This is a genomic window from Methylobacterium sp. SyP6R, assembly GCF_019216885.1.
Taxonomy (GTDB): Bacteria; Pseudomonadota; Alphaproteobacteria; order Rhizobiales; family Beijerinckiaceae; genus Methylobacterium.
In genome coordinates, this window is the sequence record NZ_JAAQRC020000001.1 from 2,582,903 (window position 1) to 2,598,154 (window position 15,252).

The following is a 15,252-nucleotide window of genomic DNA, read 5'->3' on the forward strand; positions in this document are numbered from 1 at the left end:
ACGACGTGGCGATCACCCGGGACGACGTGCTGAAGGCGCTCGCGGGCGTGACGGTCGATGCGGCGGGGACCAGCCTGCCGGCCTCCGGCCGCCTGTCGGAGATCGTCATCGACCCTTCCGGCCGGGTCGTCTTCTCGATCGGCATCGCGCCGCCGGAGGCCAAGGCCTTCGAGGCGGTGCGCCAGGCGGCCGAGATCGCGGTGCTCAAGGTGCCCGGCGTCAAGGCGGCTCTGGCGAGCCTCACCGCCGAGCGCGGTCCGGGTGCCGGAACCGGCGCCGGCCCCGCCCCCCGCCCCGCCGCCCCGGGCGGCGCGCCGCAAGGTGGCCCCCGGCCCGGCCCGGCCCTGCCGGGGGTGCGCCACATCGTGGCGGTGGCCTCGGGCAAGGGCGGCGTCGGCAAGTCGACCACCGCCTGCAACCTCGCCCTGGCTTTGCGCGCCCAGGGGCTCAAGGTCGGCCTGCTCGATGCCGACATCTACGGCCCCTCGGTCCCGAAGCTGTTCGGCCTCGACCGCAAGCCGGAGACGATCAACACGCCGCAAGGCCAGCGCATCGTGCCGCTCAACGGCTACGGCCTTCCGGTGATGTCGATCGGCTTCCTGATCTCCGCCGACACGGCGATGATCTGGCGTGGCCCGATGGTGCAATCGGCCCTGACCCAGCTCCTGCGCGAGGTCGCCTGGGGCGAACTCGACGTGCTGATCGTCGACATGCCCCCGGGCACCGGCGACGCGCAGCTGACGCTGGCGCAAGCCACGCCGCTCGCCGGCGCGGTGATCGTCTCGACGCCGCAGGATCTCGCGCTCATCGACGCGCGGCGCGCGGTCACGATGTTCCGCCGGGTCGAGGTGCCGATCCTCGGCGTGGTCGAGAACATGGCGACCTTCGTCTGCCCGCATTGCGGCGGCACCTCGCACATCTTCGGCCATGGCGGCGCCCGCCACGAGGCCGACACGATGGGCGTGCCGTTCCTCGGCGAGGTCCCGCTCAACATGACGATCCGCGAATCCTCGGATGCCGGTCGCCCGGTCGTGGCGGTCGATCCCGACGGGCCGCAGGCCGCCGCCTACCGGGCGATCGCTGCGGCGCTCTGGACGAATCTCAGCGGCGGCGCCGGCCCGCGCCCGGCGCCGCGGATCGTGATCGAGTGAGTATTCCTCCGACCCTCGGGGTGATCCTGGCCGGCGGGCTCTCCCGCCGGATGGGCGGCGGCGACAAGCCGCTGCTGCGGCTCGGCGACAGGACCCTGCTCGAACGGGTGGCCGAGCGCCTGGGCCCGCAATGCTCCGCCGGGCTGATCCTCAACGCCAACGGCGATCCGGGGCGGTTCCGCGCCTTCACGGGCTTCGTGGTACCGGATTCGCTGCCCGATGCGCCGGGGCCCCTCGCCGGCGTGCTCGCCGCCCTCGATTTCTGCGCGAGCCACCATCCGGACGTTCCTTACGTCGCGAGCGTCGCCGGCGACACGCCGTTCCTGCCCCACGACTTCGTCGCCCGGCTCCATGCGGCGCGGGCCCGCGACGGCGTCGAGATGGCGGTCGCGGCCTCCGGCGGGCAGCTGCATTTCGTGAACGGGGTCTGGGCGGTGTCCTTGCGCCACGACCTGCGGACCGCCCTCGTCGAGCGGGGCCTGCGGCGGGTCGGCATGTGGATCGCCCGGCACAATGCCGCGGAAGCGGCGTGGGAGACGGAGCCGGTGGACCCGTTCCTGAACCTCAACACGCCGGAGGATTTTTTCGCGGCGGAGCGGCTGGTGGCGGGCGAGGGCCGCACGCTTATCCATTGAGGCTCGGGCTTGAACCCTCCCCCCTCTGCGGGGGAGGGTGCCCCACGGCGAGTGCGAAGCACTCGCGCTGGGGCGGGAGAGGGGACGCCGCTTCCGGAGAAGTCGCGACCGTCATGAAGGGCGCCCTCTGGATCACCGTCGCGCTGCCCCTCTCGGCGGGACCTTCGTCCCGCTGCGCTCACTCCGTTCGCCACCCTCCCCCGCAGAGGGGGGAGGGTTCCCGCGGTCATCGCGGCAGCGTCGGCTCGCCGATGATGAGATTACGCCTCGACGCGCATCGACTTGATGGTGTCGGGATCGCGCACGGGCTCGCCGCGCTTGATCTGGTCGATCACGTCCATGCCCTCAACGACCTTGCCCCACACCGTGTACTGCTTGTCGAGGAAGCGGGCGTCGGAAAAGCAGATGAAGAACTGCGAGTTGGCCGAGTGCGGGAAGTTGGTGCGGGCCATCGAGCAGGTGCCGCGCACGTGCGGCTCGGCGTTGAACTCGGCCTTCAGGTCGGGCAGCTCGGAGCCGCCGGTGCCGGTGCCGGTCGGATCGCCGGTCTGGGCCATGAAGCCGTCGATCACGCGGTGGAACGGCACGCCGTCGTAGAAGCCCTGCTCCGAGAGGGTCGTGATCCGCTCGACGTGGTTGGGGGCGAGGTCGGGGCGCAGCTCGATGACCACGCGGCCCTTGCTGGTCTCCATCACGAGTCGGTTGCTGTCGGTCATGGTCGGTCTCCTTGAATCGGACCAGGGTAGACGAAACGCAGGGCAATGGGACGCCCCGCGACGGCGCCGCCGAGCCCCGCCGTCAGCCGCGCCGGTGTGCAGCGGGCCAGCGACGCCAGGGTCTCGGCGACGAGCGCATCCCGCCATCGGGGCGAAACGCGCGAAAACGTGATCCGCGGGGTGCCCTGAAGGCTCCCGTCCCGCCCGCAGCGCGAAGCGCGCGGTGATCGCGCCGGGCCCGAGACCGGCCGGGGCGCGCCAGCAGGTGGCGAGGTGCGGATAAAGCGCCGCCAGGGTGTCGGCGGGCCCCTCCGGCGGCGTCACCGGAACCCGCACGGTCGCCCGCAGGGTGGTCGGCAGCGAGAGCACCGAGGGGTTGTCGTAGACGTCGAACTGCGCGGCGGCGGGCGAGATCGACACCACCAGCGCGAGGCCGGCGCGAAAAAACCCGCCGCGCAAGGCTTACTGGCCGTCCTGCGCCAGGCTCATCCGGACGATCTTGTCCGGGTTCTGCACGGTGCCGTTCTGGGCCGACGAGCCCTTCTTGATCTTGTCGACCACGTCCATGCCGGAGGTCACCTCGCCCACCACCGTGTACTGGTTGTTGAGGAACGAGGCGTCGCCGAAGCAGATGAAGAACTGCGAATTGGCCGAGTTCGGGTCCTGCGAACGGGCCATGCCGACGGTGCCGCGCTTGAACGGCGTCTTGGAGAACTCCGCCGGGATGTTCGGCAGGTCGGACTTGCCCATGCCGGTACCGGTCGGGTCGCCGGTCTGCGCCATGAAGCCGTCGATGACGCGGTGGAACACGATGCCGTTGTAGAAGCCGCGCTTCGTCAGCGTCTTGATCTGCTGGACGTGCTTGGGTGCGAGGTCGGGACGCAGCTGGATGGTGATCCGGCCGTCCTTGGTGTCGAGATAGACGGTGTTCTGGTCGGGCGCGGCGCTCGCCGGGACGGCGGCACCGAAGGCGGCGACGGACAGCACCAGGGCTGCGAGCCAGCGGATCATGGAGGAACTCCTGGGTGGAAGAAGGGCCGCGTCAGGCGGACGGGGCGAAGCGGGCGCCGAGGCGGTCGGCCACCGCCGCGGGCACGAAGGGCCGCACGTCGCCGCCCATGGCGGCGATCTGGCGGACCAGGGTGGCGGTGATCGGCCGCACGCCGGTCGAGGCCGGCAGGAACACGGTCTGCACCTCCGGCGCCATGGCACCGTTCATGCCGGCGAGCTGCATCTCGTAATCGAGATCGGTGCCGTCGCGCAAACCGCGGATGAACAGGCTGGCGCCGTGCCGCCGCGCCGCCGCCACCGCGAGGTCGGCAAAGGTGACGACCTCGAGGCTCGTGCCGGTCTCGGCGGCGAGCGGCCCGCAGGTGACCCGGATCAGCTCCGCCCGCTCCTCGGCGGAGAAGAGCGGGGTCTTGCCCGGATGCACGCCGATCGCCACGACCAGGCGGCCGACCAGGCGGCAGGCCTGGCGCACCACGTCGAGATGGCCGTTGGTCACCGGATCGAAGGAGCCGGCATAGAGCGCGGTGCGGTTCATCATGGTCCCCCTAGAGCATTTTCGGGCCCGACGGAACCGCCCGTCATTGCGTCCGGTCTCACTTGGTGACGGCGCCGACGAGCGGGCCGAGGGGCCGGCTCAGGTCCTGTCGCCCCAGGGACGGGGCGTAGAGGCTCGACACGCTGCCGTCGAGGAAGAGCGCGTTGGGGCAGCCGAGATCGTCGCGAAACAGCCGCGCGAAGGCCCCGAAGCTCACCGGCGCCTCCGAGATCGCGAACACCGCAATATGCCCGTCCGGCCGCACGCCAACGCCGTTGCGGATCTTCTGCGAGGGGCCGTCCTCGGAGATCTTGGGGTGGATGCGGTTGTTGATCACCAGCATCGGGCCGGACTGGGTCGCGAACTCGGCGCGCGGACGGGCCTTCAGGTAGCGGCCGGTCTCGATCACCCCGGCGCGGTCGCCCGCGACGTAGAACACCCCGTTGGGCTTCATGTGGAAGTTGCCCGGGCCGTTGGCGGTGTTGGCGGCCTTCAATTCGCGCCCGTCCTCGACGTAGAGGCCGACGGGGCCGAGGCCGTTGTCGTACATGCCGGCATTCATCGCGAAGGCGAGCTTGTCGCCCTGCTGGCCGGCGAGCCGCGAGAGCGAGCCGTAGGGCAGGCCGTCGGGCCCGCGCCAGAACAGCTTCACCCGGGCGCGCCGCAGGTCGACGGTGCAGACGGCGTAGGCCTGGCCTTCATGGGTCTGAGGCCGGCAGGAGGCCGCCGGGGTGGAGGCGGGGACAGGGCCGGGCGCCGCAGCGGCAGGGCCGGCGGGAAGCCACGCGAGCCCCGCCCCTAGCAACACCGCCCCGATACGCCCGGTCATACCCGCCATCAGACCCACCATGTGCCTCTCCGCTCCTCGCCCGTGCGACCGGTTTTCGGGATACCGGTATAGGGCGATCGTGACGTTTTGCAGCATGAACCGGAGAACGAGCGTCGGCGTTCTGAGTGCCTGGGGGTTCACGGATTATCTCTCGAAGGGAGATCGGATCATGAAGGGCATGTTGGCGGCATCGGCGGCCCTCGCGGGTGCGCTGCTCGTCGTGCCGGCCACCGCCGAGGCGCGGGGCTTCGGCGGTGGCGGGTTCCATGGTGGTGGCTTCCATGGCGGCGGCTTCGGCGGCGGCGGGTTCCGGGGCGGCTTCGGCGGCGGCGGGTTCCGGGGCGGCTTCGGCGGCGGTGGCTTCCGCGGCGGCTTCGGCGGGTATCGCGGGGTCGGCTTCGGTGGCTACCGGGGCGGATTCGGCGGCTGGCGCGGCGGTTACGGCGGCTATCGCGGCGTGGGCTTCGGTGGCTGGCGCGGGGGCTATGGCGGCTGGCGCGGCGGCTACGGCTATCGCCGCGGCTACGGCTGGGGCGCGGCGGGCCTCGGGCTCGGCGTCGGGCTCGGCCTCGCGGCGGCCACGGCCTACCCGTATTACGGCGGCTACGGCTACGGCGGATACGCCCCGGTCGGGTATTACGGCGGCGGCTACGATTACGGCTATGGCGGCGGCTGCTACGAGGTGCCGCGCGTGCGCTGGACCCCGTGGGGCTACCGCCGCGTCCTCGTGACCCGCTGCTACTGACGGCGACCGACTGCGATCCAACGAGGGCCGCCCGCGCAAGGGCGGCCCTTTCCCGTTACGGGCCCATCAGCGGCGTCCCGCCGCCTCCTCCCGCCGCATCGGCATGGCGTCGATGGTGGAGAAGAGGCGCTCGGCCGGGATCGGCTCCTCGGCGGTGAGCTTCGCCCCGCCATCCTTGCCGACCAGCACCGCCCGGAATCCCGTCGCCGGCAGGCCGAGGCGGCGACGCAAGGCGGCCGCCCCCCTCCCCTCGCCGATCGCCCGCACCACCACGAGGTCGCGCTCGCGCATCCCCGACGCCGCCGCCTCGGCGATGCGTCCTTGCGCGGCGGCGCGGGGATCGCCGGCATCGGCCGCGATCACCAGCACCCGGGACTTCCAGCGGTAGCGGTCGAGATCGGAGCCGGCGGCTGCAGCCGGGATCGCTGCCGCGAGCAGGAGCGCGCCGGCGAGGAGCGAGGACGGGAGCATGGCCGAACCCTTTCGCGGTGGAGCCGGGCGGGACCGGCGCATCTCTCGCAGGTAAGGCTCTTACAAACTCCGGCCAGCGCGGCGTTGACGCGCGGGGTCGCGCGTCCCAGTTGCGACGGGATCGACGCGTGGGCGTGGCCGGGAGGCCAGCCCGCACCCCGAGAAAATCCCTGAAGGGAGGTCCCCGCATGTCCGACGTGAACCGCCGCATCGTCCTGGCGTCCCGGCCCCACGGCGAGCCGACCCCGGCCCATTTCCGCGTCGAGCGCGGAACGGTGCCGGTCGCCAAGGAGGGCGAGGTGCTGCTGCGCAACCGCTACCTCTCCCTCGATCCCTACATGCGCGGCCGGATGAGCGCGGCGAAGTCCTACGCCAAGCCGGTCGAGATCAACGACGTGATGGTCGGCGGCACGGTGTCGGAGGTGGTGGCCTCGCACCATCCCGGCTTCGCGGTCGGCGATACGGTGTCGGCCTATGGCGGCTGGCAGGATTTTGCCGTGTCGAACGGCCAGGGCCTGCGCAAGCTCGATCCCGCCGCCGCCCCTGTCACCACGGCGCTGGGCGTCCTCGGCATGCCGGGCATGACCGCCTATACCGGGCTGCTCACCATCGGGGCGCCGAAGGCCGGCGAGACCGTGGTTGTCGCCGCCGCGACCGGTCCGGTCGGCTCGCTGGTCGGCCAGATCGCCAAGCTGAAGGGGGCCCGCGCGGTCGGCATCGCCGGCGGGCCGGACAAGTGCCGGCACCTTACCGAGGAGCTGGGTTTCGACGTGGCGGTCGATCACCGCTCCGGCGACCTGCCCGCCGCGCTCGCGGCGGCCTGCCCGGACGGCATCGACGTGTATTTCGAGAATGTCGGCGGCGCGGTGTTCGACGCGGTGCTGCCGCTCCTCAACGACTTCGCCCGCATCCCGGTCTGCGGCCTCGTCGCCAACTACAACATGACCGAGCTGCCCGCCGGACCCGACCGGGTGCCGGCCCTGATGCGCGCCGTCTTGAGCAAGCGGCTGAATTTCCGCGGCTTCATCGTCTCCGATTTCGCCGATCAGGGCCCGGCCTTCCACAAGGACGTCGGCCAATGGCTGCGCGAGGGCAAGATCCGCTACCGCGAGGACGTGGTCGAGGGGCTGGAGAACGCACCCGAGGCTTTCATCGGCCTGCTCAAGGGCCGCAACTTCGGGAAATTGATCGTGAAGCTATAGGACGCATTCGTTTTTCGCAGACGAAAGCTACATCCTCCATCGTCATCCCGGGGCCGCGCAGCGGAACCCGGGATGACCAAGAGGGTGGCAGACGCGCCGCGGGATCGATTGAACCCGCGGAGACCTACTCGTCCTCCGCTGGCCGCCGTGCCAGCGCCCGCAACGCCCCCCGGAAGCTCTTCACGTCCTGCTCGGTCATCGCCATGCGGTGGAACATGTCGCGCATGTTGCGGATCATTCCGTCGCGCTTCGCCGGCGGGTAGTAGCCGGCGGCGTCGAGTTCCGCTTCCAGGCTCTCGAACAGCGAGATCAGGGCCCCCCGCGGCGCCGGTCCCGAGCGCATCTCCCCGGAGAACGGCAGCACGGCCTGTCCCGCCGCCCGCCGCCACTCGTAGCCCACGAGGAGCACGCTCTGGGCGAGATTGAGCGAGGCATGCTCCGGATCGACCGGGAAGGTGACGATGGCATCGGCCAGCGAGACCTCGTCGTTCGACAGCCCGACCCGCTCGCGCCCGAACAGGATACCGACCCGCTCCCCCGCCGCGAGCCGGCCGGCCGCCTCCGCCATCCCCGCGTCGGGCCCGAAGACCCGCTTCATCTGGCCCCGTTCCCGGGCCGTGGTGGCGAGCACGTAATGCAGGTCGGCCAGGGCCTCGGGAACCGTGGGAAAGACGGTCGTGCCGTCGAGGACGTGGGTGGCGCTCGAGGCCGTCTCGCGCACGCCCTTCATCGGCCAGCCGCCCTTCGGGTTGACGATGCGCAGGGCGTCGAGCCCGAAATTCCCCATCGCGCGGGCGGTCATGCCGATATTCTCCGCGAGCTGCGGCTCGACCAGGATGATGACGGGGCGGTTCGGCAAGGAAGCGGTCATGAAATGCGATCGGTCATGGACGTGATCGGACGGGAGGAGTTGCCGGCACATAAGGCCTTCCGCCCGGATCGCGAAGGGGCGTCGCGCCTGCCCGGGAACCCACCGGCCCCGATCCGTGTTGTTAGGGCGGACCTCCTTGCAGCCCCGGTGCCCCCGCGCCGGGGCTTTTTTCGTGACACCGGAGAAAAACCATTCCGTCCCGGCGCTTCCCCCTGTTTGTGCAGCGCGCTATGACCGCGCCACGGCCGGCCGCGTGCCTTACGCGGGCATGTGGGCGGCCCCCGGATCACGGAAGGCTGGATCAGACATGGCGAAGATCAAGGTGGCGAACCCCGTCGTCGAGCTCGACGGCGACGAGATGACCCGGATCATCTGGCAGTCCATCAAGGACAAGCTGATCCACCCCTACCTCGACGTTCCGCTGGAATACTACGACCTCGGGGTCGAGCACCGCGACGCCACCAACGATAAGGTGACGATCGAGGCCGCCGAGGCGATCAAGAAGCACGGCGTCGGCGTCAAGTGCGCCACCATCACCCCGGACGAGGCCCGGGTGAAGGAGTTCAACCTCAAGGAGATGTGGAAGTCGCCGAACGGCACGATCCGCAACATCCTCGGCGGCGTGATCTTCCGCGAGCCGATCATCTGCAAGAACGTGCCGCGCCTCGTGCCGGGCTGGACCCAGCCGATCGTGGTCGGCCGTCACGCCTATGGCGACCAGTACCGCGCCACCGACTTCAAGGTGCCGGGCAAGGGCCGCATGACGGTCAAGTTCGAGGGTGACGACGGCACCGTCATCGAGCGCGAGGTGTTCAAGTTCCCGGGCGCCGGCGTCGCCCTATCGATGTACAACCTCGACGAGTCGATTCGCGACTTCGCCCGCGCCTCGATGAACTATGGCCTGGCCCGCAAGTTCCCGGTCTACCTCTCGACCAAGAACACCATCCTGAAGGCCTATGACGGCCGGTTCAAGGACATCTTCGAGGAGGTGTACGAGGCCGAGTTCAAGTCGCGGTTCCAGTCGGCCGGCATCACCTACGAGCACCGCCTGATCGACGACATGGTCGCCTCGGCCCTGAAGTGGTCCGGCGGCTACGTCTGGGCGTGCAAGAACTACGACGGCGACGTGCAGTCGGACACCGTGGCGCAGGGCTTCGGCTCGCTCGGCCTGATGACCTCGGTGCTGCTCACCCCCGACGGCCAGACCGTCGAGGCCGAGGCCGCCCACGGCACGGTGACCCGCCACTACCGCGAGCACCAGAAGGGCAAGGAGACCTCGACCAACTCGATCGCGTCGATCTTCGCCTGGACCCGCGGCCTGTCGCACCGCGCCAAGCTCGACTCGAACGCCGATCTCGCCAAGTTCGCCGAGACCCTGGAGAAGGTCTGCGTCGACACCGTCGAGGCCGGCTTCATGACCAAGGACCTCGCGCTGCTCGTCGGCCCCGACCAGAAGTGGCTCTCGACCACCGGCTTCCTCGACAAGATCGACGAGAACCTGAAGACCGCGATGACGGCATAAGGCCCGAGGCGGCCGGGCTCCCGGCCGCCTTTCCATCTTCCAATCGAAGACGATGTCGCGTGTCTCCCGAGTGGGCGGGACAAGTGCGTCCGAGATGGCCTTGGGTCGATCTGCCCTGAACGCGAGTTCAGAGAGCGGCCTCTCCGACCAGGGAGGCCGCGCGATGAATGCCGTTCCGGCCATCTTCCGCGAGGTGCGCGCCCCCCATGCTCGCCATCCTCTTGCGACCATCCCGATGCTGGCGAGCCTGGATCTGACCGGCTGCGTCGTCACCGCCGATGCCCCACACCGCCACCCGGCGATGGCCCGCATCGTGCACCCCGTTGTGTCGTGTATCGTGTCGCACCGTGATCGGGTGCTGCTCTAACCCCCGGTCGTGCTCATGTGCCGCGGCACCGCGGGCTTGGCCGCGCGGGCGATGACGAAGTCGTGGCCCTTCGGCTTGCGGGTGATGGCTTCTCGGATGGCCTCGGCCACCACGGCGTCGTCGGGGGAGGCGCGGAGCGCCGCCCGCAGGTCGGCGGCGTCCTCCTGGCCGAGGCATAGGTAGAGCTGGCCGGTGCAGGTCAGGCGCACCCGGTTGCAGCTCTCGCAGAAATTGTGGGTGAGCGGCGTGATGAAGCCGAGCCGTCCGCCGGTCTCCTCCACCCGCACGTAGCGGGCCGGGCCCCCGGTGCGGTCGGGCAGCGGGGTGAGGGTAAGGCGCTCGGACAGCCGCTCGCGCACCACCGAGAGCGGCAGGAACTGGTCGACCCGGTCGGGCTCGATGTCGCCGAGCGGCATCACCTCGATCAGCGTCATCTCCATGCCGAGCCCATGGGCCCAGGCGAGCATGCCTGAAATCTCGTCCTCGTTGACGCCCTTCAGCGCCACGGCGTTGATCTTGACCTTCAGGCCGGCCTCGCGCGCCGCCGCGATGCCGTCGAGCACCGTGTCGAGGTCGCCGCGCCGCGTGATCGCCCGGAATTTCTGGGGGTCGAGGGTGTCGAGGGAGACGTTGATCCGGCGCATGCCGAGATCCGCCAGCTCGGCGGCGTGCTGGCGCAGGCGGGTGCCGTTGGTGGTGAGCGTCATCTCCTCCAGCGCCCCGGAGGCGAGATGGCGCGAGAGGTTGCGGAACAGCCGCATGATGTCCCGGCGCACCAGCGGCTCGCCGCCGGTGATGCGCAGCTTCCTCACGCCGCGCTCCACGAAGACCGAGCAGACCCGGTCCAGCTCCTCCAGCGTGAGCAGGTCGCGCTTGGGCAGGAAGGCCATGTCCTCGGACATGCAGTAGACGCAACGCAGGTCGCAGCGATCGGTCACCGAGACACGCAGGTAGGTGATCGCGCGCTGGAACGGATCGATCAGCGGCGCCGGCCGGGGCGGCACGGACACCGCCGGCATCGGATCGTCGGTACGGGGACCCCACATGCGCTTCAACTTCCTCGGCGGGACTCAAGGCTCTGGCGGCCGGGTGTCGGCCTGCATATGAGCGCTCGTGAGACCGCCGGCAAGTTGTGCCAGAGGCGTAAGGAGAGACGCAAGCCATGACCGACGAGGCTGACTGGCCGACCGAGATCCGGCTGTCGCGCGACAAGCGCACGCTTCATGTCGCTTACGCCAGCGGCGCGGCCTACGCCCTGCCGGCAGAGTACCTGCGGGTCGAGAGCCCCTCGGCCGAGGTCCAGGGCCATGCGCCCTCCGAGCGCCAGTGGATTCCCGGCAAGCGCGAGGTCCAGATCCTGGCGGTGGCACCGGTCGGCAACTACGCCGTCAAGCTCACCTTCGACGACATGCACGATACCGGGATCTACGCCTTCGACTTCCTGCGCCGCCTGGGCGAAGAGCAGGCGACGCGCTTTGCCCGCTACGAGGAGGAACTGGCGGCCCGTTCCTTGAGCCGCGAGCCGGCGCGGCGGCGGTGATCAGACCGCCGCCGGGGCCGGCCGCGACGCCGCCGCGACGGTGAGCGCCGCGACCGCCACCGCGAGCGGGCCGAACGACACCCACAGGACCACGTCCCAGCCGTAATGGGCCAGCAGCCCGCCGGAGGAGAACGAGCCGACCGCCATCGTGCCGAACACCACGAAGTCGTTGAGCGACTGCACCCGGGTGCGCTCCTCCGGCCGGTGGCAGTCGAGCACCATGGCGGAGGCGCCGACGAAGCCGAAATTCCAGCCGAGGCCAAGCAGGACCAGGAAGGCCCAGAAATGGGCGAGATCCAGGCCCGACAGCCCGACGACCGCCGCGGTCGCGGTGAGCGCGAGCCCGGCCGCCACCACGGCGGGAGCCCCGAACCGGGCGATCAGCCGCCCGGTGAAGAAGCTCGGCGCATACATGGCGATCACGTGCCATTGCAGGCCGAGATTGGCGTCGGCTTGCGTGAACCCGCACAGGTGCATCGCCAGCGGCGCGGCGGTCATCAGGAAGTTCATCAGAAGGTAGGACACCACCCCGCACAGGACCGCGGTGATGAAGCGCGGCTGGCGGGCGATCAGGCTGAGCGGGCGTCCGCCGGAGCGGTCGGCTTGCGTCGGCCCTGGCAGCCGCACGCCCATCAGCACCACGGCCGAGAGCGCCGCCACCGCGGCTTGCGCGAGGAACGTCGCGGCGAAGGCGTGGGCGGGCCACAGGTCCATCGTGTGGCTGACGAGCTGCGGCCCGATGATCCCGGCGAACACGCCGCCTGCCATGACGGCCGACAGCGCCCGCGGCCGACGCTCCGGCGCGACGCAATCGGCGGCGGCGAAGCGGAACGACAGCACCACCGCCGCGTAGGCGCCGCCGAAGAAGGTCGCCAGGCAGAAGATCCAGAACGACGACAGCACCAGGGCGAGCGCCGACAAGAGCCCGACGAGCACGCCGCACCCGGTTCCGGCCAGGAATGCCGCGCGGCGGCCATGGGCCCGGGCGATGCGCCCGGCCGGCAGGGTGCAGGCGGCCATGCCGACGACGAAGATCGAGATCGGCAGGGTGGCGAGCGCCGGATCGGGTGCCAGCCGGCTGCCGATGACGGCGCCGGTGGCGTAGACCACGACCGAGTTGGCGCCGGCCAGGGCCTGGGCGAGCGCGAGGCGCAGCACGTTGCCGGTGCCGGTCGCGGCGGGAAGGGGGAGCCCGGCGATCGGGGCGGCGGGGTTCGACATCGATGACTCTCCAGGATTCGAGATGGGCGAGCGGGCGCGCCAGGGCCGGCCCCGACCGGCCGTCGATCGCCAGCGACAGGACCACGACATGGCTGCGCTCGCGCTCGGTCCCGGCGCGCGCCACACAGGCGGCGGCTCGGGTGATGCGATCTTGCGCCGCCGCCGATTCCGCCCGCATCGCGTGCAGGCGCGCCCGAGCGGCGTAGGGGAGGGCGAAATCCGGATCGGCCGCGATCGCGGCGTCGAGCGCCTCGGCGGCGCCCGGCCAAGCGGCGAGCAGGAGATCGATGCCCGCGCGGTCATGCGCGGCGGCGGCGTCGGAGCGGGTCGTGACCGGCAGGCCGCGGCGATCATGGTGGGCCATGAGGGTCTTCTTCTCCGATTCCCGCCTGGAACAGCAAGAGTCTTCTCCTGCATGGCGGAGCACCGGCCGTCCGCATTTCGACGGGGTGCCAAGCTGTGGAGAATTTCCGCCGAACTGGAGCCCCGCATGCGGTGGGTGACGATCGAGACGCCGCATGGTGTGAGGTCGCCGCAGCCGCTCACGGTGCGGGCGCAGGGCATCCCGGCGTACCACGCCTTTCCTGAGCACGCGCATGACTGGCATCAGGTCGTCTACGCCATCTCCGGCGTGCTGACCGTGGCGGTGGCCGGCCGCTCCTTCGTGATCTCACCGGAACAGGCGGTGTGGCGACCGACCGGGCATCGGGTCGGCTCGCTGCTCGGGGCCGCGTTCCGCGGCCTGTGGATCGCCGACGCGGTCGGTGCGAGGCTGCCGGGGGAGCCGACGGTGTCCGGCGTCTCGGCCCTGCTCCAGGCCCTCATCGTCGAGGCGGCGGCGATCGACGGGCAGGACGACGCCGACGGCTATGCCGGGCGCGTCGCCGGCCTGATTCTCGACCAGCTCCGCCGCGCCACTCCCCTGCCGGGAGCCTTGCCCCGGCCGCGCGGAGGCCCGCTCGTGGGGCTCTGCGAAGCGCTCTACGCCGAGCCGGCCGATGCCCGGGCCCCCGAGGCGTGGGGCCGGGCGCTCGGCCTGTCGGACCGCACCCTCGCCCGCCGCTTCGAGGCCGAGCTCGGCATGAGCCTGCGCGACTGGCGCCGGTGCCTGCGGCTGTTCAAGGCGATCGAACCGATGGGCGGCGGGCTCGACGTGACGCGGACGGCGATGACGCCGGGCTACGGCTCGACCTCGGTCTTCGTCTACGGGTTCCGGCACGACCTGGGCTGCGCGCCGCAGGCCTCCATGCGGGGGAGGCCGGCGGGGCTGAGGCGGCGAGGGGGACTAAGCCGTTGGGAAGACTGGCGCTTTCCCCTCCCCCTTGTGGGGAGGGGTTAGGGGTGGGGGTGGTGCAGGATTAAGCGTCGAGCTCCACGCGGCACCATCCCCACTTCCGGCTCCCCCCAACCTGCAGCGATACCGGGCAAGCCCGGGATCGCCGGGGGGAGGAGAGGCGTGCTATTCTCAAATGGCGAAGCGCTCAGACCGAGATGTGTGAATGCGATAGCCTGCTCGGGAAAGAGGGCCCCACGCCATACAACCGAGAATATCAGACGCATGAACACGAAAAAGGCCGGCACGAGGCCGGCCTTTTTCCATCGATTGAACCCTGCGCGCCGATCAGCGCTGCACGATCACCTTCGTCCCCACCTTGGCGCGGGTATACAGGTCCATCACGTCGTCGTTGGTCATCCGGATGCAGCCGGAGGAGACGGCGGTGCCGATGGTCTCGGGCTCGTTCGAGCCGTGGATGCGGTAGAGCGAGCCGCCGAGATACATCGCGCGGGCGCCGAGCGGGTTCTCCGGGCCGCCCTTCATGTAGCGCGGCAGGTCGGGCCGGCGGCGGATCATCTGGGCCGGCGGGCGCCAATCGGGCCATTCGCGCTTCATCGAGATGGACTGCACGCCGTTCCAGGCGAAGCCCGGGCGGCCGACGCCGACGCCGTAGCGCAGGGCCTGGCCGTTGCCGAGGACGTAGTACAGGCGGCGCTCGGCGGTGGAGACCACGATGGTGCCGGCGCCGTAGGGGCCGGAATAGGCCACCGTCTCGCGCGGGATCGGGCTCAGCTTCGGCACCGAGGCGTCGAGGGGATCGGCAGCGGCCGCCGGAGCGGCGGAGCGCACCGTGACGGCGAGCGGCTGGTCGAGGGGCTGGCGGGTGAGCGGGTCGATCTCGTAGGCGGCGGCGGGCGCCGCCCAGGCGGTGACGGCGCAGACCAGCCCGGCCAGGGCGGGAACGAAGCGGCGCATGAAAGCCTCTTGGCAAGGACAGCTTGGACGGGGACGCGCGGAGCGAGGACGGTGCGAACGCGACCAGCACCGTACGGCGGAACCAATAGCCAAGCCGTAAACGCCCACGTCTCAAAGCCAAGCTTAAATCCGGCCAAGCTTCGCGGTTGCGAAGGCGGCGTTGTGCCCGCGCCACACCGTGGCGG

At 70.8% G+C, this 15,252-nt stretch carries 18 protein-coding genes; 8 read left to right on the plus strand and 10 right to left on the minus strand.

From position 1 onward, the window contains the following. Positions 1 to 5: 5 nt before the first annotated feature. Both HBB12_RS11880 and mobA read left to right on the plus strand, forming a co-directional pair. A complete protein-coding gene (locus HBB12_RS11880) occupies positions 6 to 1,151 on the plus strand; it encodes an Mrp/NBP35 family ATP-binding protein (protein WP_236989528.1) in 1,146 nt (381 codons plus the stop codon). Beyond that, positions 1,148 to 1,786 carry a molybdenum cofactor guanylyltransferase MobA gene (mobA, locus tag HBB12_RS11885; protein WP_236989529.1) on the plus strand — a complete coding sequence of 213 codons (639 nt, stop codon included), beginning with the start codon at positions 1,148 to 1,150 and terminating at the stop codon, positions 1,784 to 1,786. Before HBB12_RS11880 ends, mobA begins: the two co-directional genes overlap by 4 nt. A gap of 260 nt (positions 1,787 to 2,046) precedes the next feature. Here the strand turns inward: mobA and HBB12_RS11890 are convergent, their stop codons facing one another. The 5 genes from HBB12_RS11890 to HBB12_RS11910 form a co-directional block, all read right to left on the minus strand. Next, complete coding sequence (locus HBB12_RS11890; RefSeq protein WP_091746664.1) at positions 2,047 to 2,502, minus strand: peptidylprolyl isomerase; 456 nt, start codon at positions 2,500 to 2,502, stop codon at positions 2,047 to 2,049. Beyond that, the gene (locus HBB12_RS34645) at positions 2,499 to 2,783 is read right to left on the minus strand and encodes a UCP034077 family protein (protein ID WP_488656593.1); all 285 of its coding nucleotides are present in this window, start codon (positions 2,781 to 2,783) and stop codon (positions 2,499 to 2,501) included. The genes HBB12_RS11890 and HBB12_RS34645 overlap by 4 nt, the downstream gene beginning before the upstream one ends. A 181-nt stretch (positions 2,784 to 2,964) precedes the next feature. Next, positions 2,965 to 3,513 carry a peptidylprolyl isomerase gene (locus HBB12_RS11900; protein ID WP_236989530.1) on the minus strand — a complete coding sequence of 183 codons (549 nt, stop codon included), beginning with the start codon at positions 3,511 to 3,513 and terminating at the stop codon, positions 2,965 to 2,967. A gap of 31 nt (positions 3,514 to 3,544) precedes the next feature. Next, on the minus strand, positions 3,545 to 4,048 hold the full coding sequence (gene coaD, locus HBB12_RS11905) for a pantetheine-phosphate adenylyltransferase (RefSeq protein ID WP_203157459.1): 504 nt from the start codon (positions 4,046 to 4,048) through the stop codon (positions 3,545 to 3,547). A 58-nt stretch (positions 4,049 to 4,106) separates the two neighbouring features. After that, positions 4,107 to 4,898, minus strand: coding sequence for a phosphodiester glycosidase family protein (locus HBB12_RS11910; protein ID WP_236989531.1), 792 nt, complete (start codon positions 4,896 to 4,898; stop codon positions 4,107 to 4,109). A 148-nt stretch (positions 4,899 to 5,046) separates the two neighbouring features. Between HBB12_RS11910 and HBB12_RS11915 the strand changes: the two genes are divergently transcribed. Next, positions 5,047 to 5,622 carry a hypothetical protein gene (locus HBB12_RS11915; RefSeq protein WP_236989532.1) on the plus strand — a complete coding sequence of 192 codons (576 nt, stop codon included), beginning with the start codon at positions 5,047 to 5,049 and terminating at the stop codon, positions 5,620 to 5,622. A 66-nt stretch (positions 5,623 to 5,688) separates the two neighbouring features. On the opposite strand, the gene HBB12_RS11920 is transcribed toward HBB12_RS11915, so the two are convergent. After that, entirely contained in the window at positions 5,689 to 6,093 is a 405-nt protein-coding gene (locus tag HBB12_RS11920) for a DUF4174 domain-containing protein (RefSeq protein WP_236989533.1), read from the minus strand. A gap of 188 nt (positions 6,094 to 6,281) precedes the next feature. Here HBB12_RS11920 and curA point away from each other — a divergent pair, with 188 nt between their 5' ends. Continuing rightward, positions 6,282 to 7,295, plus strand: a complete 1,014-nt coding sequence (gene curA / locus HBB12_RS11925; protein ID WP_236989534.1) for an NADPH-dependent curcumin/dihydrocurcumin reductase — start codon at positions 6,282 to 6,284, stop codon at positions 7,293 to 7,295. A gap of 124 nt (positions 7,296 to 7,419) precedes the next feature. On the opposite strand, the gene HBB12_RS11930 is transcribed toward curA, so the two are convergent. After that, positions 7,420 to 8,166, minus strand: a complete 747-nt coding sequence (locus HBB12_RS11930; RefSeq protein WP_236989535.1) for an RNA methyltransferase — start codon at positions 8,164 to 8,166, stop codon at positions 7,420 to 7,422. A 307-nt stretch (positions 8,167 to 8,473) separates the two neighbouring features. On the opposite strand from HBB12_RS11930, the gene HBB12_RS11935 reads away from it, so the two are divergent. Together HBB12_RS11935 and HBB12_RS11940 are read left to right on the plus strand one after the other, a co-directional pair. After that, a complete protein-coding gene (locus HBB12_RS11935) occupies positions 8,474 to 9,688 on the plus strand; it encodes an NADP-dependent isocitrate dehydrogenase (protein WP_048433085.1) in 1,215 nt (404 codons plus the stop codon). 163 nt (positions 9,689 to 9,851) lie between these two features. Further along, on the plus strand, positions 9,852 to 10,055 hold the full coding sequence (locus HBB12_RS11940) for a hypothetical protein (RefSeq protein ID WP_236989536.1): 204 nt from the start codon (positions 9,852 to 9,854) through the stop codon (positions 10,053 to 10,055). Here the strand turns inward: HBB12_RS11940 and moaA are convergent. Further along, entirely contained in the window at positions 10,052 to 11,101 is a 1,050-nt protein-coding gene (gene moaA, locus HBB12_RS11945) for a GTP 3',8-cyclase MoaA (RefSeq protein ID WP_236989537.1), read from the minus strand. The two genes, HBB12_RS11940 and moaA, sit on opposite strands and share 4 nt — an antisense overlap. A 116-nt stretch (positions 11,102 to 11,217) precedes the next feature. Here moaA and HBB12_RS11950 point away from each other — a divergent pair, with 116 nt between their 5' ends. Continuing rightward, complete coding sequence (locus tag HBB12_RS11950) at positions 11,218 to 11,595, plus strand: gamma-butyrobetaine hydroxylase family protein (protein WP_236989538.1); 378 nt, start codon at positions 11,218 to 11,220, stop codon at positions 11,593 to 11,595. On the opposite strand, the gene HBB12_RS11955 is transcribed toward HBB12_RS11950, so the two are convergent. Continuing rightward, positions 11,596 to 12,816, minus strand: a complete 1,221-nt coding sequence (locus tag HBB12_RS11955; RefSeq protein WP_236989539.1) for an MFS transporter — start codon at positions 12,814 to 12,816, stop codon at positions 11,596 to 11,598. Between the two features lie 490 nt (positions 12,817 to 13,306). On the opposite strand from HBB12_RS11955, the gene HBB12_RS11960 reads away from it, so the two are divergent. Continuing rightward, the gene (locus HBB12_RS11960; protein ID WP_236989540.1) at positions 13,307 to 14,155 is read left to right on the plus strand and encodes an AraC family transcriptional regulator; all 849 of its coding nucleotides are present in this window, start codon (positions 13,307 to 13,309) and stop codon (positions 14,153 to 14,155) included. 282 nt (positions 14,156 to 14,437) lie between these two features. Here the strand turns inward: HBB12_RS11960 and HBB12_RS11965 are convergent, their stop codons facing one another. After that, positions 14,438 to 15,067: a L,D-transpeptidase gene (locus HBB12_RS11965; protein WP_236989541.1), complete on the minus strand. Its 630-nt coding sequence runs from the start codon at positions 15,065 to 15,067 to the stop codon at positions 14,438 to 14,440. Between the last annotated feature and the right edge of the window lie 185 nt (positions 15,068 to 15,252).